Source organism: Bacillus cereus group sp. BceL291, assembly GCF_051776705.1.
In the GTDB taxonomy this organism is placed as follows: Bacteria; Bacillota; Bacilli; order Bacillales; family Bacillaceae_G; genus Bacillus_A; species Bacillus_A cereus.
Window position 1 is genome coordinate 218,712 of record NZ_JBPWAP010000003.1, and the last position, 21,253, is coordinate 239,964.

A 21,253-nucleotide genomic window follows, 5' to 3' on the forward strand; every position below is an offset into this window, starting at 1 on the left:
AATTTTCTTTTTGTTATGTAAAATATGTAAAAGTGTTAACAATGTAAATGAAATATACATCTTCACATTCAAAAAAGTTAAAATATTTCGTTTTAAGGATTATAATGGAGGGAGAAACATAAAAGGGAGTGAATGAACTTGAAACAAGAACTTATTGAAAGATTTACGAGATATGTAAAAATTGATACGCAATCAAATGAAGAAAGCCATACAGTACCAACAACACCAGGACAAATTGAGTTTGGTAAGTTATTAGTGGAAGAGCTAAAAGAAATTGGTTTAACAGAAGTAACGATGGATGATAATGGTTATGTAATGGCAACACTTCCAGCTAATACGGACAAGGATGTTCCTGTAATTGGATTTTTAGCCCATTTAGATACAGCAACAGACTTTACAGGGAAAAACGTCAAACCACAAATTCATGAAAATTTTGATGGTAATGCAATTACGTTAAATGAAGAGCTAAATGTTGTGTTAACACCAGAGCAGTTCCCGGAATTACCATCATATAAAGGACATACCATTATTACAACTGATGGTACAACACTTCTAGGAGCAGATGATAAAGCTGGTCTTACAGAAATTATGGTTGCAATGAACCATTTAATACATAATCCGCAAATTAAGCACGGGAAAATAAGAGTAGCATTTACACCGGATGAAGAAATTGGTCGTGGGCCAGCGCATTTTGATGTAGAAGCGTTTGGTGCATCATTCGCTTATACGATGGATGGAGGTCCATTAGGTGGTTTAGAGTATGAAAGTTTTAATGCTGCAGGTGCTAAGTTAACGTTTAACGGAACGAATACACATCCTGGAACAGCGAAAAATAAAATGCGCAATGCTACTAAACTGGCTATGGAGTTTAACGGGTATTTACCAGTAGAAGAGGCGCCAGAATATACAGAAGGCTATGAAGGATTCTATCATTTACTTTCTTTAAATGGTGATGTTGAGCAAAGTAAAGCGTATTATATTATTCGAGACTTTGATCGTGAAAATTTTGAGGCGCGTAAAAATAACGTTAAAAATATTGTGAAGACTATGCAAGAAAAGTATGGCGAAGATGCAGTCGTTTTAGAAATGAATGATCAATACTATAACATGCTTGAAAAAGTTGAACCGGTAAGAGAAATTGTTGATATTGCATATGAAGCAATGAAAAGTTTAGACATTGAACCAAATATTCATCCGATTCGCGGAGGCACAGATGGATCACAATTATCATATATGGGATTACCGACGCCGAATATTTTCACTGGTGGTGAAAACTATCACGGTAAATTTGAATATGTTTCGGTAGATACTATGGAAAAAGCCGTTCAAGTTATTGTGGAAATTGCAAGACGTTTTGAGGAGCAAGCTTAAAAAAGAACCAAGTAGTACGAATGTGCTACTTGGTTTTTTTAATATAGTACTCGCCACAAATAAAAAGTCGCATAAGACTCCCAATTAGCCCAGTTTGCCGCGAAACCTTTTATTTCATTTTTAGTCGGTTTATTTTCGGAACCTGTTATAAATTTAATTGCATTATGCAGACCAACATCATCAATTGGAAAAGCTGAAGGAAATCTTAAACAACGCATTAAAACATAGTTGGCAGTCCATGGTCCTATACCATGGATAGCGGTTAATTGTTTCTCAGCAACCTTTACATCTTGTGTTTGCAGTAAATCCTCTTTTGATAGTTTTCTCTCTGTAATAAGCTTCGCAATACCGATTAAATATTCACATTTTCTAGTCGTCATTTTTAATTGTTGGAGATCTTCTACATGTAGATTTGCAATTGTTTCAGGTAATGGGAATATCCAATGCTTTCTACCGTCCCATTCTACATAACTGCCAAATTGCTCAACTAATCTTCTTTTTAGCGTATAAGCATATGTTAAGTTAATTTGTTGACCGATAATTCCCCAGGAAAGTGCCTCAAATAAGTCTGGAATACCTAAAGTACGAAGGCCATAATATTGTTCAATTGGTCCTTGAAGGAGTAAATCATGTTTAGCTAATGTATAAAAGGGAGCTAAATCAGTAGTTAAATCAAACCATTCTTTTACATAGTTAGCTACAGTTTCACGTATCGATTTTTCAGATGTATATGATCTTCTAAACAACGTATTTGAATATTGCCATCTGTATTCACACTAATTTCAACTAAAGGATTTACATCTTGAACAGGGATAACTTTATAAATTTTGTTATCTTCAATATGAAACATACATTCATTGTTAGAACGTGATAGATAACGTAAATTTTCTTGGAAACAAAATTCTTTTGGAACTACTATAGATAATGCGCTATTATATTCTGCTGTCATATGAATTCCACCTGTAACTTTTCTAATGTAAGCAATTTTTTCTTCATTTCTAATCCACCCCTAAATCCGGTTAGTTTCCCATTCTTCCCAATAACACGGTGACAAGGAATAGTAATAAGGAGAGGGTTAGCAGCAATAGCAGAAGCAACGGCGCGCACAGCTTTAGGTTTTTGAATTCTTTCAGCAATTTCTGTATAAGAATATGTCTTTCCATAAGGAATTTCACGTACCGTATTCCAAACAGATAATTGAAAATTAGTTCCATAAGCATCGATAGGAAATGTAAAAGTTTCTCGCTTGTTTTCTAAATACTCGATAACTTCTTGCGTATATATTTGCAAGTAATCTGGACTATGAATCAATATATGTTGGGGCAGTTTTTTTCTAGCCCATATATTTAATTCTTCAAAGTTTTCGTCTTGTGATCCAATGAAACATAGTCCATTTTCAGTTGCAGCAATATGAAATCGCCAATTTTTATGTGTAAGTAGCGTCCAATATATATAATTATTTTTGTAGGAATTCATTATCGTATCCCTCTTTCATCTCGTTCTTTTTTCGATATTCAGTAGGAGTAAAGCCGGTTTTCTTTTTAAATAAAGTTGCGAAATACTCTGGGTTTTCTATCCCGACAGCAGTACTAATTTCTTTAATAGATTGATTTGTGTGTAAAAGGTATTTGGTTGCTTTAAGAATCCTGAATTGTTGTATATATTCTATAGGAGTTAGCCCTATTATTCTTTTGAAAGTACGTTGTAAATGAAAAGGGCTACCGTGACACATTCCCGCAAGCATGTCGAGAGTTAAGGATTTGTCATAATGCTTTTCGATATAGTCTTTAATTTGTTCTACCCACTCTTCATTAGGTAAAGTGATCCCATTTGGCTTACAACGTTTGCACGGGCGAAAGTTTTCACTTAATGCTTGCTCTGCATGATGAAAAATTCGTACATTGTTTCTATTTGGTATTCTTGATTTGCATGATGGCCTGCAAAAGATTCCAGTTGATTTCACAGCATAAAAGAATTTGCTATCATAGGAAGAATCGTTATGAATAATTGCTTGCCAATACTCATTTGTTAATGTAACTCCTTCATTGTGCAAAGAACATCACCTCTGAAATTAGTATAACCTGAATAAAGTGCGTATGTATGTATTCATAAATGTAAGAGCAAGATTACAAAGGTGAAAATATCGGATGGCGTTTAGATTATTTTGTTGTTTCGGAAAGAATGAAAGACCAGATAACAGAAGCGAAAATTAATAGTGAAGTGATGGGATCAGACCATTGTCCAGTTGAATTACATATAAATTTCTAAAAAAAGAAGTATCTCCCTAATATTAGGGAGATACTTCTTTTTTTAATTCAGTTTGTTAAAATTTTTCAAATCATTCTTGAAATAATTTTATATTAAATATATACTTAGTAACGATAATCATTATCAGTGAAAATGATTATCAAGTGATGAAGACGTAAAAGAATTATAGTCTAGGGGAAGTGAACGTGAATGAGTTCTGGATAAAATTATTAATCTAATGAAATATATATATGGAATAAGATTCATATAGTTAAATTCTATTGAGAATATAGTTTGAAAATTTGAGAGGAGACATATAAAGATGAACAAGAAATTATTTACTTTAGGGATGGTTACCGTTTTAAGTGTAGGTTTAGCGGCATGTAATAGTGCGGATAAAACTTCAGGCGAGCAAAAACAACAGACAAAAGCTACGGAAACGAAAAAAGATGAAAAACGAAAAATTACATATTTAGGTAAAGAATATACAGTGCCAGCAAAAGTAGATAAAATTGCGACAGCTAGTTTAGAGTCAATGGAAGATGCGGCAGTACTTGGAATTAAACCAGTTGGTGCCATTACTGTAGGTGGTAAACTACCAAAATACTTGGAAAAAGAGTTAGAAGGTGCGAAATCTGTTGGTGAGAAAATGCAACCCAATTTCGAAACATTACTACAATTAAAACCAGATGTGATTACATCAAGTACGAAATTCCCAGCAGAAACAGCTGAAAAGTTTACGAAAGTAGCTCCTACATTCCCGGTATCACACGTTTCAACAAATTGGGAAGATAACTTAAAGTTAATGGGAGAATTAACTGGTAAAAAAGATAAAGCAGAAAAAATTATTAAAGACTACAATTCAGACGCTGAAAAAGCAAAAGCAAAACTAGGAGATAAGTTAAAAGATAAAAAAGTACTTGTCATTAGACTAAGAGCAAACGAATTATTCCTATATCCAGAAGGAGTATACTTCAACCCTGTAATTTATAAAGATCTTGGACTAACTGCTCCAGAACAATTGAAAACTGTAAAAGCACAAGAGAAAATTTCATTTGAAAAACTTGCTGAACTTAACCCAGATTATATTTTCTTACAATATGAGGCAAGTGAAAATAAAAATCCAAAAGTGTTAGAAGAAATTGAAAGTAATCCAATTTGGCAAAGTATGAATGCTGCGAAGGAAAAGAAAGTATTTGTAAACGTTGTAGATCCAATGGCGCAAGGTGGTACTGCTTGGAGTAAAACTGCCTTCTTAAAAGAAGCAGTGAAAAATTTATCTAAATAATACAATAAGTAAGGTGCGTTGAATGATATGCAGAAAACAAATGCAGTACCAGTAACTATATTATGTATAGCACCCATACTCATCTTATTTACAGTTATACTTTCGATTTTGTATGGGGCGAAAAGTATTGATGCTGAAACAGTGTGGAACGCATTATTTCATTTTGATTCAAGTGATGTAAATCATAATATTATTATTACTTCACGTTTACCAAGGGTAGTTGCAGCTCTTTTAGTCGGAGCATTTCTAGCCATATCAGGAGCACTTATGCAGGGGATGACAAGAAACTATCTTGCATCCCCTTCTATTATGGGTGTGACGGATGGTGCTGCCTTTGTTATTACACTTTGTATAATTTTTCTTCCAGGAATGTCATCAATTGGTATGGTTATATGTTCAATGATTGGTTCTGCACTCGGAGCCGGTATCGTGTTTGGTTTTGGTTCGCTCCTTCAAAATGGCTTATCACCAGTTAGGTTAGCGATTATAGGAACAGTTATTGGAACATTTTTAAGCAGTGTATCGGCTGCAATGGCTTCGTATTTCCAAATTTCTCAAAATGTTAGTTTTTGGTTTAATGCAAAGTTAGATCAAGTAGATCCTAATATAATTAAAATCACGATACCGTTTGGGATAATTGGAATAATTTTAGCATTGTTAATATCAAAATCTATTACCATTCTTTCATTAGGCGAAGAGGTTTCTATTAATTTAGGACAGCGTACAAAACTAGTTAAAGCGATGGCAATTTTATCGGTAATTTTTTTAACAGGAACAGCAGTTGCTTTAGTGGGGAAAGTTGGTTTTGTAGGTTTAATTATTCCGCACATTACCCGCTTTATAATTGGGGTAGATTATAAGTGGATTTTGCCATGTGCAGGTGTTATTGGTGGCGTTTTCTTAGCGTTATGTGACGTTTTGAGTAGATTTGTAAACTATCCATTTGAAACACCTATTGGAGTCGTTACCTCCTTAATTGGAATTCCTTTCTTCCTTTATTTAATCCGTACTAGAGGAGGAGAGAGACATGCTTAAAAGTTCAAGTCAACGTTTCGGAATGACGATGGGGATTATTATATTTTTAATACTATGTGCTATCTATATTAGTTTAACAAATGGTACGTTCGACATTACGATTACAGATGTATTTAAAACACTTTTTAGAATTGATCCAGTACCAGAACATGATTTAGTTATTTTTGAGTTTCGTCTTCCGCGTATCGTAATTGCTGGATTAGTAGGATTAGGCCTTGGTGTTGCAGGTGCTGTTATTCAAGGGATTACGAGAAATGGATTGGCGGACCCAGGTATTTTAGGAGTAAATGCCGGAGCGGGAACAGCGATTGTCATTTTTATGTTTTTCTTTCAAGGACAATTAAAAAGCACAGACTGGGTTTCTATTATGATGATGCCAATGTTTGGTTTAGTAGGTGGATTAGGTGCAGCTATCATCATTTATCTGTTTTCTTGGAAAAACGGTAAATTAGATTCGCAGCGACTTTTATTAACAGGGATTGCAATTGGATCGGGATTTGGAGCTTTTTCTATGTACTTATCACTCAAAATGAAGTCAACTGATTTCGAGATGGCTGCAGTGTGGGTGTCTGGAAGCATATATAGTGCGAACTGGAAGTATATTGTGGCTATGTTACCATGGCTTATTATCTTAATTCCACTTATACAAAAGAAAGCTTATTTATTAGATTTATTCCAATTGGAAGAAACGAGTATTACAAGTTTAGGTGTTTCAGTAGAAAGAGAGAAATCGATTTTATTATTAAGCAGTATCGGGCTTGTGAGTGCATGTGTTGCTGTTTCAGGGAGTATCGGTTTTATTGGCTTAATGGCACCGCATATAGCGAAAAGACTTGTCGGTATTCAACATAAGTATATAATTCCTACGTGCGGCGTAATCGGAATGTTTCTTGTAATTGCCTCAGACTTTATTGCAAAAACAGTTTTCACACCGGTAGAGTTACCAGTTGGAATCGTTATTTCTATTGTCGGTGTACCGTATTTCTTATATTTACTTTATAAGGCGAAAGCGTAAGAGGAGGAATAAAAGTGAGTATTTTAAGTGCAAAAAATTTAGAAACAAGTTATGAAAAGCTTACAGTGTTTCGCGATTTAAATGTGGAAATACAAGAAGGAAAAGTAACGACAATTATAGGTCCAAACGGTTGCGGTAAATCGACATTGTTAAAAACAATGGGAAGAATTTTAAAACAAAAAAGCGGAAAAGTATATTTGCAAGGGCAAGATTTACATACAATTTCAACGAAAGAAATTGCGAAGCAGTTAGCTTTACTCCCGCAAACTCCAATTGCACCAGGTGAACTTAAAGTGGAAGAATTAATTTCTTATGGACGCTATCCACATCGAAATAACGTAAATAAGTTAACGACAAAAGATAAAGAAATGATTGATTGGGCATTAAATATAACGAAAACTTCTGAATTTCGAACGAGACAAATTGCAAATTTATCAGGTGGTCAAAGACAAAAGGTATGGCTAGCGATGGCATTAGCACAAGAGACAGAAGTGTTGCTATTAGATGAGCCAACTACATACCTTGATATGTCTCATCAATTAGATGTATTACAAATTGTGGAGAAGTTAAATAAAGAACATAATTGTACGGTTGTTATGGTATTACATGATATCAACCATGCAGCAAGATTTTCAGATGAAATTATTGCAATGAAGGAAGGAGAAATTGTTACAACTGGTAGCCCAGAAGAAATCATTACAAATGAAGTATTAAAAGAAGTATTTCATATTGATGCACGTGTCATGATTGATCCGTATAACGGGGCTCCTGTTTGTTTCGGTTATGATAGCGTTGTATCTCAAGAAGAAAAAATCGAAATATATGTAACAAGTTAAAAAGGGGGGGATAGGGTGAATACTACAGTTGAAAAACAGCAGATTATAATATCTAATACAGAACAGTGGAAAATGTATTCAAAATTAGAAGGTAAGGAATATCAAATTCATATTTCAAAGCCGAGGCAACCAGCACCGGATTCAGGATATCCTGTCATTTACGTATTAGATGGCAATGCCTTTTTTCAAACATTTCATGAAGCAGTTAAAATACAATCAGTAAGAGCGGAAAAAACTGGTGTTTCACCAGCTGTTATAGTAGGAGTGGGTTATCCAATTGAAGGCGCATTTTCAGGGGAAGAAAGATGTTATGATTTTACGCCTAGCGTAATTTCAAAAGATGCCCCTTTAAAACCAGACGGTAAACCGTGGCCTAAAACAGGAGGAGCACATAATTTCTTTACTTTTATTGAAGAAGAACTAAAACCACAAATTGAAAAGAATTTTGAGATTGATAAAAGTAAGCAAACGTTATTTGGACATTCTTTAGGTGGACTATTTGCTCTCCATATACTATTTACAAACTTAAATGCTTTTCAAAATTATTTTATTAGTAGTCCATCTATATGGTGGAATAACCAATCCGTACTTGAAAAAGAAGAGAACCTTATAAATGAATTAAACAATGCTAAGTTTGAAACAGGAGTGTTCCTTACAGTTGGGTCACTAGAACGAGAGCATATGGTTGTAGGTGCAAATGAATTATCAGAGCGCCTTCTCCAAGTAAACCACGATAAACTTAAATTTAAGTTTTATGAAGCTGAAGGGGAGAATCATGCATCTGTTGTGCCGACGTCTTTAAGTAAAGGGTTGAGATTTATTAGTTACATATAGGAAAAAAGGTTATGGATGAAACATTCCATAACCTTTTTTGATATGTAGAATTGTCCTTTTTGAAAGTTTTGTTTCAACTTTTCGTCTAAAGAGACAAAAAGTTGTCACAAAACGGTCACAATTAGCATAAACATAAAATAGACGAAATGAACTTATTTCCAAAAAGGCTCGGTTTATTCCGATCATGATTTGTAGAGCTGAAAAAGTATGGATTAAAAGTTCACTATATTCCCAAGGAGGTAGATCGTATGAAAACTATTCTTGCTATCGCTGGACTTATTTGGGTTCTATCGCATGGCATCCCAATTTATGAAGGAGAACAAATTCGCAGTGCTCTGAATAAAAATTTTAATGAATATCATATCATTGACCGGCAAGATAATGTTGTAACAGTTCGAGTAAATGACTGTTTTCATACGGTAACCGTTGAAGGAACTTCAGTAGTGAATGATACAAAAGTATGTGATCAACAATAATTATATATGGAAAGAAAAAATTCTTGGATTAAATATCTGAAAATTAAGATTTTAATATTATAGATGAAGAATAAGCGGGGGCGGGTAATCCCCGCTTATTCTTGTTTCACTTTATTGAATTTTGATGAGAGATATAATGATTTTTTTGACAAAAAGGAAAGGGTATACTAAAAATTGAGATTAAGAAGCTAATGCATTGTTAAGAATAATCATAAAGCGTAAATATACTCTTATGGGGTATCGTGCGTAGATATTTAATGCTATAATTGGTATACTCATAAAAACAATTGTTTTATTGGGTGAAGAGAAACTTTAAGAAGGTGATAATATGGATCATAAAGAGCATGAAGCAGTAACACATAGATCAGAAAAAGAAAAAGAACAGATTATAAATAGATTAAAGAGAATTGAAGGACAGGTCCGCGGTATTCAAAATATGATTGAAAATGATCGTTATTGCGTGGATATTTTAGTGCAAATTTCAGCGATTAATGCAGCGATGAAAAAAGTAGGAATGGGTGTATTAAAAAACCATACAAGTCATTGTGTTTCAGGTGCTATTAAAGATGGCAATGGTGACGAAGCAATTGAAGAATTAATGACTGTATTTGAACGTTTTTCAAAAGCGTAAAAACAAGCTAGTATGTCACTGGCTTGTTTTTTTTTGTTTACCTTCATAATAAGATCTCGGCGTATTGATGTGAAAAAGTGTGTGTAAAATAAACTTTTAGAAAATAATTGAAAAATCATGATATAAAACCATTGATTACCTTAGGGGGGTATGGTAAGATGTAATTGTGATTAACAAACAATGAATAAACAAGAGGAGGATTTTAAATGGAACAGTTAACATTACAGGTTGAAGGTATGTCTTGTGGACATTGTGTAAATGCTATCGAAAGCAGTGTGAAAGAGCTAAACGGTGTTGAACAAGTGAAGGTTCAATTAGCAGAAGGAACTGTTGAAGTTACTATCGACTCGTCTGCCGTAACATTAAAAGATATCGTTGCTGTAATCGAAGACCAAGGATACGATGTTCAATAATTATTTTTAGATATGGAAATAAATCGTACTTTAAATGAAGTACGATTTATTTTGCTAATAATTATACCTCATAAGGGTATATAGAGGTGAGAGACATGAATGAAAAAAAAGAGGCCAATCTTCAAATATCAGGAATGACATGTGCGGCATGTGCAAATAGAATTGAAAAAGGTCTAAAAAAAGTAGAAGGTGTTCATGAGGCGAATGTAAATTTTGCACTTGAAAAAACAAAAATAATGTACGATCCAACTAAAACAAATCCGCAACAGTTTAAAGAAAAAGTTGAATCGTTAGGATATGGAATTGTAAGTGATAAAGCTGAATTTACTGTTTCAGGAATGACATGTGCAGCATGTGCAAATAGAGTTGAAAAGCGCTTAAATAAGTTAGATGGTGTGAACAAAGCGACAGTAAATTTTGCTTTAGAATCAGCTACAGTAGACTTTAATCCTGATGAAGTTAATGTAAATGAAATGAAGAGTGCGATTACGAAGCTAGGATATAAATTAGAAGTGAAACCAGATAATCAAGATGCATCAACTGATCATCGATTACAAGAAATTGAAAGACAAAAGAAGAAGTTTATTATTTCGTTTATTTTATCTTTCCCATTATTGTGGGCAATGGTTAGTCATTTCTCATTTACGTCGTTTATTTATTTACCGGATATGTTAATGAGCCCTTGGGTGCAACTAGCACTTGCAACCCCTGTTCAATTTATCATTGGTGGACAGTTTTATGTTGGAGCTTATAAAGCGTTACGTAATAAAAGTGCGAATATGGATGTTCTCGTGGCACTTGGAACGTCGGCCGCGTATTTCTATAGTGTATATTTAAGTATTCAATCTATTGGTTCTTCGAAACATATGACAGATTTATATTTTGAAACGAGTGCGGTACTTATTACATTAATTATTTTAGGTAAATTATTTGAAGCGAAAGCAAAAGGGCGCTCATCAGAAGCAATTAAAAAATTGATGGGTTTACAAGCGAAGACAGCTACAGTTGTGCGAGATGGAACAGAAATAAAAATTTTGATTGAAGAAGTAGTAGCTGGTGATATCGTCTATGTAAAGCCTGGTGAAAAAATACCAGTAGATGGTGAGATTGTAGAAGGAAAGTCAGCAATTGATGAATCGATGTTAACGGGTGAAAGTATTCCTGTTGATAAGTCAATTGGGGATGTAGTAATAGGTTCGACAATAAATAAAAATGGATTTTTAAAAGTGAAAGCAACTAAAGTAGGAAGAGATACTGCATTAGCTCAAATTATTAAAGTAGTAGAAGAGGCACAAGGTTCAAAAGCTCCTATTCAAAGGGTAGCAGATCAAATTTCAGGTATTTTCGTACCGGTTGTAGTTGTGATTGCGATTATCACATTTGCAGTATGGATGATATTTGTTACACCTGGTGATTTTGGCGGAGCACTTGAGAAAATGATAGCAGTACTTGTTATCGCTTGTCCATGTGCATTAGGTCTTGCAACGCCTACATCTATTATGGCAGGATCAGGAAGATCAGCAGAGTATGGTATTTTATTTAAAGGTGGAGAGCATTTAGAAGCAACGCACCGATTAGATACGGTTATTTTAGATAAAACGGGTACAGTGACAAATGGGAAGCCGGTGTTAACAGATGTAATTGTAGCAGATGGATTCAATGAAAATGAACTGCTTAGATTAGTAGGGGCAGCAGAAAGAAATTCTGAACATCCACTTGCAGAAGCGATTGTAGAAGGAATTAAAGAAAAGAAAATTGATATCCCAAGTTCAGAAACGTTTGAAGCGATTCCGGGATTTGGTATCGAATCAGTTGTAGAAGGAAAACACTTATTAATTGGTACACGTCGATTAATGAAGAAATTCAATATTGATATTGAAGAAGTTTCTAAATCAATGGAAGCGCAAGAACGAGAAGGAAAAACAGCAATGCTTATTGCAATCGATAAAGAATATGCTGGTATAGTTGCCGTTGCAGATACTGTAAAAGATACTTCAAAAGCAGCTATCGCAAGACTGAAAAAAATGGGTCTAGACGTTGTGATGATTACAGGAGATAATACACAAACTGCTCAGGCAATTGCAAAGCAAGTTGGTATTGATCACGTAATTGCAGAAGTATTGCCAGAAGGAAAAGCAGAAGAAGTGAAAAAACTGCAAGCAAATGGTAAGAAAGTAGCGATGGTTGGAGACGGGATAAATGATGCTCCTGCTCTTGCTACAGCGAACATTGGTATGGCAATTGGAACGGGAACGGATGTAGCGATGGAAGCAGCGGATATAACGTTAATCCGCGGTGACTTAAATAGTATTGCTGATGCGATCTTTATGAGTAAAATGACGATAAGAAATATTAAACAAAATTTATTCTGGGCATTAGCTTATAACGCGTTAGGAATTCCAATTGCGGCATTAGGTTTCTTAGCCCCTTGGGTTGCTGGAGCAGCGATGGCATTTAGTTCTGTATCCGTTGTATTAAATGCATTACGATTACAAAGAGTTAAATTAAAATCTTAAAGAGCTACATTAAGTAATTGAATAGAATTAAAAAACAATACTTTGAATAAGTATTGTTTTTTTTGTTCGTATAGAAATTAAAACGATATAATAAAGTAGAAATATAGAATCGTATGTAGTAGAAAAGTTAAGAGGTAGTTTCGTAAGGAGACTTATATATGTTAAAAGATATTATAATTAGAACATTCCAGAAAGAAGATTTAGATCAAGTATTACAATTGTTCTATGAAACAGTTCATACGGTTAATGCAAAAGATTATAATGAGTTACAGCTACAGGCGTGGGCACCGGAGCAACTAGATAGAGAAAATTGGTTACAGTCTTTAGAAAAGAATATTAGCTATGTAGCGGATCATAAAGGTGTGATTGTGGGGTTTGGGGATTATAACGATGATCGTTACGTAGATCGTTTATTTACGCATAAAGATTATCAAGGGAAAAGAGTCGCTTCATACATACTACAGAAGTTAGAAAAAGAAGCAGTGAACCTAGGGCATAGGGAGATATATACAGAGGCGAGCATTACCGCAAAACCTTTTTTTGAAAGTAAAGGTTTTATTTGCATAAAAGAACAAAAGAAACAACATAATGGTCAGATTTTTATTAATTATGTTATGAAAAAAATATCCTTCTCATAAATGAGAAGGATATTTTTCATTATTTTACAGCTTCTTTTAGTTCTTTACCAGCTTTGAAAGCAGGTACTTTAGAAGCTGCGATTTGCATTTCTTCACCAGTTTGTGGGTTACGGCCTGTACGAGCAGCTCTTTCACGAACTTCGAATGTACCGAATCCGATAAGTTGTACTTTTTCACCAGCAGCTAAAGTGTTAGTGATTGATTCTACTACAGTTTGTACAACTACAGTAGCTTCTTTTTGAGAAATCTCAGCATTTTGTGCTACGTTTTTAATTAATTCTGTTTTGTTCATGTTTTTCACCTCATATGTAAATAATGCTATTTAAGTTGTTATTATAACGTATAAAACATTCGAGAACAAGTGTACGTACATATATTCGCAAAAAAAATGAAATTTGTAATATTTTTTAGGGCACTTTATAGACATTCCATTTAAGCGGACAGAGATTTGTTCTTCATTTCAGTCTTCTCTTGATGAGCAGGTAGTTTCTTATTATAAGATATGAAGTAAGGTAGTGCTACAAATAACATACCTCCTACTAAATTTCCAAAGAAAACAAAAATAAAGTTTGGAAAATATTCAGCCCAAGTGAAATGACCGGCAAAAATGGCGGCTGGGATGACAAACATATTGGCTACAACGTGTTGAAATCCAATCGCAACAAAAGTCATAACCGGGAACCAAATACCGATAATCTTTCCGATAAATTCTTTACTTCCCATACTGAGCCAAACAGCTAAACAAACGAGCCAATTACATCCGATTGCAGAAATAAATGCTTGCAATGGTGTATCTTGTAGTTTCGCTTGAGCGATAGAAATAGTTTTTGCTAAAAAAGCTCCTTCAGTTAAGCCAACGATATGACCGAAAAAGTAGGCTACAAATACAGCCCCTATGAAATTGCTAAATGTAACAATAACTAAATTTCGTATGAAATAAAATAAAGTAATTTTCTTTTGAAGCCAGGCCATAGAAACTGTCATCATGTTACCAGTTACTAGTTCACCGCCTGCAAGAATAACGAGAATAAGGCCAATAGGGAATACAGCAGCGCCTAGAAAACTAGTAAATGATCCCCAAGCCTTTGGCATTGTTCCAATAACATGAATATCGAGTAAATACCCTAATGCTATAAAAGCACCGCCAAAAAAACCGAGAATTAACATAGGGAGTAATGATAAATGAGCTTTTTTTCTTCCGGAATTAGCAGCAAGTTCCGTAATTTCTTCTGGTGTAAATACAGACATGAATAACCCCTCCGTAATAAAATGATGGAATGAATAGAAAAAATTTCGAAAATCTATGTATTATAAAAATATGTTATGACTTCTGTATAAAATTGTCAAAGTGAATAGAGAGGGAATTACATATTGATAACATTGTTCATGTTGTCACATGAATGTAACAATAAGGATTTAAAGTGTTTCTAGAGGTGAAAACATGAATACGAATCATGTAAAAAAAGAACGAAAAAAATCAATCGTAAAGATATTTATTATTAGTTTTATAAGTATATTAATGATACCAGTAAGTTTGTATTATTATGGGACAGAAATAGAACGAAAACTAGTAACAGTTACGTGGAATGAAATAGAAGCTTCTACAATTCCTAAAGAGTTTAATAATAAAAAAATATTGCAGTTTTCAGATGTACATTTAGGACCAGAGTTTACACTGAAACAACTTGAACATTTAGTGGAGAAGATGAATGAATTACATCCAGATATAGTAGTTTTTACCGGAGATTTAATAGATAAATTTGGGTCTTATAGTGCGGAAAGAGAAGAAGCGAAGGTTATTTTGCAGAAAATTTACGCTCCCTTAGGGAAATATGCTGTGTTTGGGAATCATGATAGGGGCGGGGGCGGTAGTTTATTTTACAAAAAATATATGGAAGAAGCTGGTTTTTCTGTATTAGTAAATGAAGTGCAGAAAATTAAAGTGGAAAACGGCAAATATATTATAATATCAGGTTTGGATGATTTTCTATTAGGGAAGCCGCAAATAGATTCAACTTTAAAAAACTTGAAACAAAATGATTTCAACATGTTATTAGTACATGAGCCGGATGTTGTAACCAAAATAAATCGTTACCCAGTTGATCTTCAACTGTCAGGACATAGTCACGGAGGACAAGTCCAAATTCCTTTTGTAGGTCCGTTAATTACTACCAAACTAGCTGAGCACTACGTTGAAGGTATGTATGAAGTAGAGGGGAAGAGTAAGCCGTTATATTTATATGTAAATCGTGGCATTGGGACTACTAGGATGCCTGTTAGATTTTGTAGTGTACCTGAGCTTTCAATTTTTGTGTTGAAGCAAAATAGTAACTAGAATATTTAACAATATGATTCCAAGGAACGTGCGATGTTGGTCGATGGAAAAGAGTTTCTTAAAACTTTAGATGTGACAAAGTAATTTTCATAAGTAAAAAACAACAATAGGACCTATAAAGGGACCTATTGTTGTTTTTATCCTGCATTGATTGCCCATAAATGTCCGATTGATGAGGGCTAATTATAGTTTTACTTTGTTATTTTTGCAAGGAAAGACCATCAAAATATGTTCTATAGTTACTAGAGAATTCAAAGTTGTTTTTTGCATCCCAATTAATAGACCAAGACATTAGGCCGCGGAATGCAGGATAGCCACTCTGGTTAGAAAGTTTATACTTTCCTCCGAATGGAACTCCTTTAATGATATAATTTAAAGCTTTTTTCATTTCAGTTGGCGAAATGTATCCACCACTTGGAGCTGCCGCTGGTGCTGCTGGAAGCCCAATCATGACTTGATCTGAACGAAGAGCTGGGAAAATGTTATTTGCATTACCACCTACAGGAAAACCATGTAAGAGCATATCTGCCATAGCGACCTCGTAGTCTGCAGTACCTTGATTGTAGTTATTACCGTCCATTCCAATCCCGCTACCAGCGTTGTAGTGTTGAACGTGAATGTATGTTAGTTTATCTTTCACTCCGTAAATAATTGGTAAATATGCACCCCATATGCTTCCATATGCGCTATATCCGCCTTGAACATAAGCTGTTTCAGGGGCCATGCTTAATAGAAAATCTGGACCATAATGATCTGAGATTGTTCGAATAGCTGAAATAAGATTTACGATTTGAGGGGTAGTTGGGTTTTTGAAGTTAGTGTCATTTCCGTTTAAGTAAATACCTGATTCAAGGTCAATATCTATTCCGTCAAAACCGTATTTATCGATCAGAGATTGTATGGAATTAATAAAACGATCCTTAGCGGCATTGTCAGGAAGTAAAACGACCCCATTTTGTCCACCTATTGAAAGAACTATTTTCTTTCCTTTACTTTTTAAATAAGAAATATCTGATTTGAATTCTGCATCTGTACCATACACAGGAGAAAATTCAACAGTGGAACGATCACCACCAGTTTCACCAAAAGATACATTGATTACATCCCATTTTGGTGAAACGTCTTTTAATTTAATAATGCCAGTACCGTTATCAAAATTATGCCAGTATCCAACGAGTAATTTTGAACCTAAATTGTTTGCTGCTTGTGCTTGGAAAGGGGATAACGGTAGAAGTAAGAACATTACTAAAATACAACAAAAAAATTTGAACTTGTTTAACATATCAACACTCCTATACAAAAAGTTGTCTAGATGTATAATCTTGTTTATTTAATAATATCTGAAAATTCTTTCTTTTGTAAAGGGACTATAATTTTCTCAACAATTGTGTATGGGAAAGTATTAAACCTAATGTAATAATTTTTGAAGGAGGTTGAATTTTAATTGTTGAATTCAGAATATTTTGATATATTTTAAAGTATAGGACAAAATCTTTCGCACAGTACTCTTACATAAATTTCAAAATTTAGTTTGGAAGGGGATGTACAAGATTTGGATAAAAATCTAAAGAAAGACCTCAAAATACGCCACATTACAATGATTTCAATTGGCGGTGTAATAGGGGCTGGTTTGTTTGTTGGAAGTGGTGCAGTTGTACATTCGGCAGGACCAGGTTCTATCGTTTCATATGCATTAGCAGGACTTCTAGTCATTTTCGTCATGAGAATGCTAGGAGAAATGGCAGCTGTTAATCCGACAAGTGGTTCATTTGCAACGTATGCAAGAGAAGCGATTGGTCCTTGGGCGGGTTATACAATAGGCTGGTTATACTGGTTTTTTTGGGTAATTGTTATTGCAATAGAAGCCACAGCAGGTGCTGGTATTATCCAATATTGGATTCCACAAATACCGCTTTGGTTATTAAGTTTAATATTAACAATTTTATTAACGCTGACGAACGTTTTTTCGGTGAAATCATTTGGAGAGTTTGAATATTGGTTTTCTTTTATTAAAGTAATAAGTATTGTTTTGTTCCTTTGTCTAGGTCTTGCTGTTATTTTAGGATTTGTTCCAGGAACAGAAGCACCCGGCACTTCGAATTTAATTGGACAAGGTGGATTTATGCCAAACGGTATAAGTTCGGTACTGCTTGGAATTACTGTCGTTATATTTTCATTTATGGGATCAGAAATTGTAGCGGTAGCCGCAGGTGAATCTGCAGAACCTGTAAAAGCAGTAAAAACAGCAACAAACAGTGTGATTTGGCGTATTCTTGTATTTTTTATTGGGTCTATAGCGGTAGTTGTTACGCTACTGCCATGGAATTCAGCAAACATATTAAAAAGTCCATTTGTAGCTGTACTTGAACATATAGGAATACCAGCTGCGGCACAAATTATGAATTTTATCGTTTTAACAGCTGTACTCTCTTGTTTAAATTCGGGTTTATATACAAACTCAAGAATGCTTTTTTCGATGGCAGAAAGAGGAGATGCTCCAAAGGCGTTTTTGAAATTGAACAGTAGTGGTGTTCCAGTTCGGGCCGTTTTATTTGGAACTTTCTTCGCTTATATTGGCGTTGTGTTTAGTTACATTTCTCCAGATAAAGTCTTTTTGTTTTTAGTGAATGCATCTGGCGGGATTGCGTTACTAGTTTATCTCGTTATTGCAGTTTCGCATTTAAAGATGCGTAAAAAAATGGGGAAAGTGGAACAACAAAATTTGAAAGTGAAAATGTGGCTTTTTCCGTATGTAACGTATGTTACAATTGTTGCTATTATAGCAGTTTTAGTTGCGATGTTCGCAATTGATACTTTACGTTCACAAGCACTTTTAACAATGTTTGTTACTGTTCTTATCATACTTTCTTATTTTATTTTTAATAGAAATAAAAATAGCACAGTTTTGAATCCTAAAAGTAAGAATGAGGAATCTGTTCGATTCTAATTTTCTAATTTTCTAATTTTCGAAGAGAGTTACACCCAGTCATTGCTATAAAAGAATCATATATAATCATAGAAACAAGTAATTACTATTGTCATAGTGGATATAAACTTTTTTCTTGACTTTTTATACGAAGGCGAGCAAAATGGTAAAAAAGGAAGGGGGGGATGATAATGGAAGAGTACGTATTAGAGCTGTATAACCTGTTATATACGACAGAATGGCAAGATATTGTTTCGTTTCTAGGAATCGTATTTTGCATGAAAATTGTAATTGTATATATGGAAGAGCAAGGTATGTTCTATTCCTTCTCATCCCCGTTCGATATGCAGCGCGAGCCGTTGCTAAACTATGCCAATGTGAATTACGAACAAATTCCTTTTGTTATTTTCTTTATGATTCGATTTATTACAGCAATTGTAAGGAAAAAGGAAAGTGACGATGAAGAGTGCCACTCAACTTGTAATATAGCGAATGTTTTTTAAGCTAAATACAAGGAGGAGATTTATATGTGGTTTCGATTTCTTATGATTGGTTTCTTTTCATTAACAGCAATTTCTTTAATGGGATATCAAGTGTCTGAAATTTTTCAAGCATATAGCGATACATTTTTTAACAAAAACTAATCGCGTTGCTATTTGAATAATAAAGCGATAAAATCCTTCTTAAGAAGTTTTATTAAGAAGGATTTTTTCTTTGTCTTATCTTGCTGTGTCAAACTATTGTCACATTTACACTGTGAATAGTATGTTAAAATAGTGAGGTTACGTATACATATTTGAAGGAAGAGGGAGTGACCATTTTGGTGGATCAATCAACAAATCAGAAAAGCTATGCTCCTATTGTGATAACGCTTTCTGTAATTGTAAATGCGATTATTTTATTTTTGTTCTTTGGACCTGTTGGCTATGAAGGAGAATTACATTTTGATGTAACAATTTTACCAATGTTAAATGCAATTTTTAATAGCTTTACGTTCGTATTCTTATTAGCAGCTCTATACTCTATTATTAAGAAGAATGTGAAAATGCACCGTGGTTTCATCCTGGCAGCATTTACAACGACGTTGCTATTTTGTGTTTCTTATTTATCTTATCATTACTTAGCGCCAGCAACACATTTTGGCGGAGAAGGATTCATTAAATATGTGTATTTCATCATTTTAATTACACATATTATCCTGGCGGCAATTATTGTACCGCTTGCATTGTTTGCACTTGTATTTGGTTTTACAAATCAATTAACACGTCATCGTAAAATTGTACGTTGGACGATGCCGATTTGGTTATATGTAAGTTTATCTGGTGTTATTGTTTACTTAATGATCTCACCTTATTACCAATAAAAAATCTCAGCCTGTAGGCTGGGATTTTTTTATTAAGCAAATATTTTTGTGAAATGAAAAAAATATGGTATACAAAAGTATAGTTGCTTTTCATATAGAAGGGATGGTAAAGGAATATGCAAAATTTTGTATTTCGTAATCCAACGAAACTTATTTTCGGTAAAGGTCAATTAGAGCAGTTAAAAACTGAAATTCCACAGTTCGGTAAAAAAGTTCTTCTCGTATACGGGGGAGGCAGCATTAAAAGAAACGGTATTTATGATAATGTAATTTCTATTTTAAAGGATATAAATGCAGAAGTATTTGAATTGACAGGTGTTGAACCGAATCCACGTGTATCAACTGTAAAGAAAGGGATTCAAATTTGTAAAGAAAATGGTGTTGAATTTATTTTAGCAGTTGGTGGAGGAAGTGTGATCGACTGTACGAAGGCAATTGCAGCTGGTAGTAAGTACGATGGAGATGTATGGGATATTGTAACGAAAAAAACATTTGCTAATGAGGCATTACCATTTGGTACTGTACTTACTCTTGCAGCAACAGGATCTGAAATGAATGCAGGCTCGGTAATTACAAACTGGGAAACGAATGAAAAGTATGGATGGGGTAGCCCAGTTACTTTCCCGCAGTTTTCAATTTTAGATCCAGTTCATACTACTTCTGTACCGAAAGATCAAACAATTTACGGTATGGTAGATATTATGTCGCACGTATTAGAACAATATTTCCATCATGGAACGAATACAGAACTACAAGATCGTTATTGTGAAGCTGTTTTAAAAACAGTAATTGAGACAGCACCTAAGCTTTTAAGTGATTTAGAAAATTATGAGCATAGAGAAACTATTTTATATTGTGGTACTATGGCGTTAAACGGCATTTTAGCGATGGGAGTAAAAGGAGATTGGGCGACTCATAATATTGAGCATGCAGTTTCTGCTGTTCATGATATACCACACGGGGGTGGCCTTGCAATTTTATTCCCGAACTGGATGAAACATGTTGTAGAGGAAAATGTAAGTCGTTTTAAACAGTTCGCTGTTCGTGTATTTGATATAGAAACAGATGGCAAAACAGATAAAGAAGTGGCTTTAGAAGGAATTAAGGCACTGCGTCAATTTTGGACTTCAATTGAAGCGCCAGCAACATTAGCTGATTACGGTATTGGAGAAAATGAAATTGATATAATGGCTAATAAAGCGATGGCGTATGGTGAATTTGGTAACTTTAAAAAATTAAATAAAGATGATGTTTTAAGTATATATAAAGCTTCTTTATAAGTGAATTTAGAAAAGAAACCTATTTGATTGTTTAATCGAATAGGTTTCT

General features: G+C 34.1%; 21 protein-coding genes and 2 pseudogenes. 17 read left to right on the forward strand and 6 right to left on the reverse strand.

What is annotated here, in order from left to right:
- The first annotated feature begins 138 nt into the window (after positions 1–138).
- Positions 139–1,371: a peptidase T gene (gene pepT, locus ACS2CR_RS04420; RefSeq protein WP_016111205.1), complete on the forward strand. Its 1,233-nt coding sequence runs from the start codon at positions 139–141 to the stop codon at positions 1,369–1,371.
- A 38-nt stretch (positions 1,372–1,409) separates the two neighbouring features.
- On the opposite strand, the pseudogene ACS2CR_RS04425 reads toward pepT, so the two are convergent.
- The 3 genes and pseudogenes from ACS2CR_RS04425 to ACS2CR_RS04435 form a co-directional block, all read right to left on the reverse strand.
- Positions 1,410–2,320: pseudogene (locus ACS2CR_RS04425) on the reverse strand (DNA-3-methyladenine glycosylase 2).
- Positions 2,317–2,847: a methylated-DNA--[protein]-cysteine S-methyltransferase gene (locus tag ACS2CR_RS04430; protein WP_001089839.1), complete on the reverse strand. Its 531-nt coding sequence runs from the start codon at positions 2,845–2,847 to the stop codon at positions 2,317–2,319. The pseudogene ACS2CR_RS04425 and the gene ACS2CR_RS04430 overlap by 4 nt, the downstream one beginning before the upstream one ends.
- Positions 2,828–3,424, reverse strand: a complete 597-nt coding sequence (locus tag ACS2CR_RS04435) for a bifunctional transcriptional activator/DNA repair enzyme AdaA (protein ID WP_000551325.1) — start codon at positions 3,422–3,424, stop codon at positions 2,828–2,830. Before ACS2CR_RS04435 ends, ACS2CR_RS04430 begins: the two co-directional genes overlap by 20 nt.
- 77 nt (positions 3,425–3,501) lie before the next feature.
- Here ACS2CR_RS04435 and ACS2CR_RS04440 point away from each other — a divergent pair.
- The 11 genes and pseudogenes from ACS2CR_RS04440 to ACS2CR_RS04490 all read left to right on the forward strand — a co-directional run.
- Positions 3,502–3,639: pseudogene (locus ACS2CR_RS04440) on the forward strand (exodeoxyribonuclease III); the annotation flags it as partial.
- Positions 3,640–3,940: 301 nt separating this feature from the next.
- Positions 3,941–4,906: an iron-hydroxamate ABC transporter substrate-binding protein gene (locus ACS2CR_RS04445; protein ID WP_001035506.1), complete on the forward strand. Its 966-nt coding sequence runs from the start codon at positions 3,941–3,943 to the stop codon at positions 4,904–4,906.
- A gap of 27 nt (positions 4,907–4,933) precedes the next feature.
- Positions 4,934–5,941: a FecCD family ABC transporter permease gene (locus tag ACS2CR_RS04450; RefSeq protein ID WP_001173051.1), complete on the forward strand. Its 1,008-nt coding sequence runs from the start codon at positions 4,934–4,936 to the stop codon at positions 5,939–5,941.
- On the forward strand, positions 5,934–6,956 hold the full coding sequence (locus ACS2CR_RS04455; RefSeq protein WP_000920450.1) for a FecCD family ABC transporter permease: 1,023 nt from the start codon (positions 5,934–5,936) through the stop codon (positions 6,954–6,956). The genes ACS2CR_RS04450 and ACS2CR_RS04455 overlap by 8 nt, the downstream gene beginning before the upstream one ends.
- A gap of 14 nt (positions 6,957–6,970) precedes the next feature.
- Positions 6,971–7,792, forward strand: a complete 822-nt coding sequence (locus ACS2CR_RS04460; protein ID WP_000025773.1) for an ABC transporter ATP-binding protein — start codon at positions 6,971–6,973, stop codon at positions 7,790–7,792.
- Between the two features lie 15 nt (positions 7,793–7,807).
- Positions 7,808–8,626, forward strand: coding sequence for an alpha/beta hydrolase (locus ACS2CR_RS04465; RefSeq protein WP_053513885.1), 819 nt, complete (start codon positions 7,808–7,810; stop codon positions 8,624–8,626).
- A 248-nt stretch (positions 8,627–8,874) separates the two neighbouring features.
- A complete protein-coding gene (locus tag ACS2CR_RS04470; RefSeq protein WP_000849103.1) occupies positions 8,875–9,102 on the forward strand; it encodes a hypothetical protein in 228 nt (75 codons plus the stop codon).
- A 328-nt stretch (positions 9,103–9,430) separates the two neighbouring features.
- The gene (locus tag ACS2CR_RS04475; RefSeq protein ID WP_000349636.1) at positions 9,431–9,733 is read left to right on the forward strand and encodes a metal-sensing transcriptional repressor; all 303 of its coding nucleotides are present in this window, start codon (positions 9,431–9,433) and stop codon (positions 9,731–9,733) included.
- Positions 9,734–9,939: 206 nt separating this feature from the next.
- On the forward strand, positions 9,940–10,146 hold the full coding sequence (copZ, locus tag ACS2CR_RS04480; protein ID WP_000436973.1) for a copper chaperone CopZ: 207 nt from the start codon (positions 9,940–9,942) through the stop codon (positions 10,144–10,146).
- Positions 10,147–10,241: 95 nt separating this feature from the next.
- Positions 10,242–12,662 (forward strand): heavy metal translocating P-type ATPase, encoded by a 2,421-nt coding sequence (locus ACS2CR_RS04485; RefSeq protein ID WP_016111201.1) that lies wholly within the window; start codon positions 10,242–10,244, stop codon positions 12,660–12,662.
- 158 nt (positions 12,663–12,820) lie between these two features.
- Positions 12,821–13,300 carry a GNAT family N-acetyltransferase gene (locus tag ACS2CR_RS04490; protein ID WP_000910155.1) on the forward strand — a complete coding sequence of 160 codons (480 nt, stop codon included), beginning with the start codon at positions 12,821–12,823 and terminating at the stop codon, positions 13,298–13,300.
- A 19-nt stretch (positions 13,301–13,319) separates the two neighbouring features.
- On the opposite strand, the gene ACS2CR_RS04495 is transcribed toward ACS2CR_RS04490, so the two are convergent.
- Together ACS2CR_RS04495 and ACS2CR_RS04500 are read right to left on the reverse strand one after the other, a co-directional pair.
- Entirely contained in the window at positions 13,320–13,592 is a 273-nt protein-coding gene (locus tag ACS2CR_RS04495) for an HU family DNA-binding protein (RefSeq protein WP_001043904.1), read from the reverse strand.
- A 140-nt stretch (positions 13,593–13,732) separates the two neighbouring features.
- Complete coding sequence (locus tag ACS2CR_RS04500; RefSeq protein ID WP_000110530.1) at positions 13,733–14,548, reverse strand: formate/nitrite transporter family protein; 816 nt, start codon at positions 14,546–14,548, stop codon at positions 13,733–13,735.
- 193 nt (positions 14,549–14,741) lie between these two features.
- Between ACS2CR_RS04500 and ACS2CR_RS04505 the strand changes: the two genes are divergently transcribed.
- Positions 14,742–15,635 (forward strand): metallophosphoesterase, encoded by an 894-nt coding sequence (locus ACS2CR_RS04505; protein WP_153602383.1) that lies wholly within the window; start codon positions 14,742–14,744, stop codon positions 15,633–15,635.
- A 199-nt stretch (positions 15,636–15,834) separates the two neighbouring features.
- On the opposite strand, the gene ACS2CR_RS04510 is transcribed toward ACS2CR_RS04505, so the two are convergent.
- Positions 15,835–16,917, reverse strand: coding sequence for a chitinase (locus ACS2CR_RS04510; RefSeq protein WP_000932439.1), 1,083 nt, complete (start codon positions 16,915–16,917; stop codon positions 15,835–15,837).
- A 270-nt stretch (positions 16,918–17,187) separates the two neighbouring features.
- Between ACS2CR_RS04510 and gabP the strand changes: the two genes are divergently transcribed.
- From gabP to ACS2CR_RS04530, 4 genes are all read left to right on the forward strand, one after another.
- Positions 17,188–18,582, forward strand: coding sequence for a GABA permease (gene gabP, locus ACS2CR_RS04515; RefSeq protein WP_000360110.1), 1,395 nt, complete (start codon positions 17,188–17,190; stop codon positions 18,580–18,582).
- A gap of 164 nt (positions 18,583–18,746) precedes the next feature.
- A complete protein-coding gene (locus ACS2CR_RS04520) occupies positions 18,747–19,064 on the forward strand; it encodes a hypothetical protein (RefSeq protein ID WP_103595474.1) in 318 nt (105 codons plus the stop codon).
- A 317-nt stretch (positions 19,065–19,381) separates the two neighbouring features.
- Positions 19,382–19,924 carry a DUF420 domain-containing protein gene (locus tag ACS2CR_RS04525; RefSeq protein ID WP_000228314.1) on the forward strand — a complete coding sequence of 181 codons (543 nt, stop codon included), beginning with the start codon at positions 19,382–19,384 and terminating at the stop codon, positions 19,922–19,924.
- A 116-nt stretch (positions 19,925–20,040) separates the two neighbouring features.
- Positions 20,041–21,204 (forward strand): iron-containing alcohol dehydrogenase, encoded by a 1,164-nt coding sequence (locus ACS2CR_RS04530; RefSeq protein ID WP_053513883.1) that lies wholly within the window; start codon positions 20,041–20,043, stop codon positions 21,202–21,204.
- The last annotated feature ends 49 nt before the right edge of the window (positions 21,205–21,253 follow it).

What these genes read in the sequence shown, in the direction of transcription:
- ACS2CR_RS04500 (WP_000110530.1), bottom strand. Translation starts at nt 14,548, where the DNA reads ATGTCTGTATTTACACCAGAAGAAATTACGGAACTTGCTGCTAATTCC.
- ACS2CR_RS04450 (WP_001173051.1), top strand. Translation starts at nt 4,934, where the DNA reads ATGCAGAAAACAAATGCAGTACCAGTAACTATATTATGTATAGCACCC.
- ACS2CR_RS04475 (WP_000349636.1), top strand. Translation starts at nt 9,431, where the DNA reads ATGGATCATAAAGAGCATGAAGCAGTAACACATAGATCAGAAAAAGAA.
- ACS2CR_RS04430 (WP_001089839.1), bottom strand. Translation starts at nt 2,847, where the DNA reads ATGAATTCCTACAAAAATAATTATATATATTGGACGCTACTTACACAT.
- ACS2CR_RS04490 (WP_000910155.1), top strand. Translation starts at nt 12,821, where the DNA reads ATGTTAAAAGATATTATAATTAGAACATTCCAGAAAGAAGATTTAGAT.
- ACS2CR_RS04445 (WP_001035506.1), top strand. Translation starts at nt 3,941, where the DNA reads ATGAACAAGAAATTATTTACTTTAGGGATGGTTACCGTTTTAAGTGTA.
- ACS2CR_RS04470 (WP_000849103.1), top strand. Translation starts at nt 8,875, where the DNA reads ATGAAAACTATTCTTGCTATCGCTGGACTTATTTGGGTTCTATCGCAT.
- ACS2CR_RS04455 (WP_000920450.1), top strand. Translation starts at nt 5,934, where the DNA reads ATGCTTAAAAGTTCAAGTCAACGTTTCGGAATGACGATGGGGATTATT.
- ACS2CR_RS04505 (WP_153602383.1), top strand. Translation starts at nt 14,742, where the DNA reads ATGAATACGAATCATGTAAAAAAAGAACGAAAAAAATCAATCGTAAAG.
- ACS2CR_RS04530 (WP_053513883.1), top strand. Translation starts at nt 20,041, where the DNA reads ATGCAAAATTTTGTATTTCGTAATCCAACGAAACTTATTTTCGGTAAA.
- ACS2CR_RS04495 (WP_001043904.1), bottom strand. Translation starts at nt 13,592, where the DNA reads ATGAACAAAACAGAATTAATTAAAAACGTAGCACAAAATGCTGAGATT.
- ACS2CR_RS04520 (WP_103595474.1), top strand. Translation starts at nt 18,747, where the DNA reads ATGATAATGGAAGAGTACGTATTAGAGCTGTATAACCTGTTATATACG.
- copZ (WP_000436973.1), top strand. Translation starts at nt 9,940, where the DNA reads ATGGAACAGTTAACATTACAGGTTGAAGGTATGTCTTGTGGACATTGT.
- ACS2CR_RS04485 (WP_016111201.1), top strand. Translation starts at nt 10,242, where the DNA reads ATGAATGAAAAAAAAGAGGCCAATCTTCAAATATCAGGAATGACATGT.
- ACS2CR_RS04510 (WP_000932439.1), bottom strand. Translation starts at nt 16,917, where the DNA reads ATGTTAAACAAGTTCAAATTTTTTTGTTGTATTTTAGTAATGTTCTTA.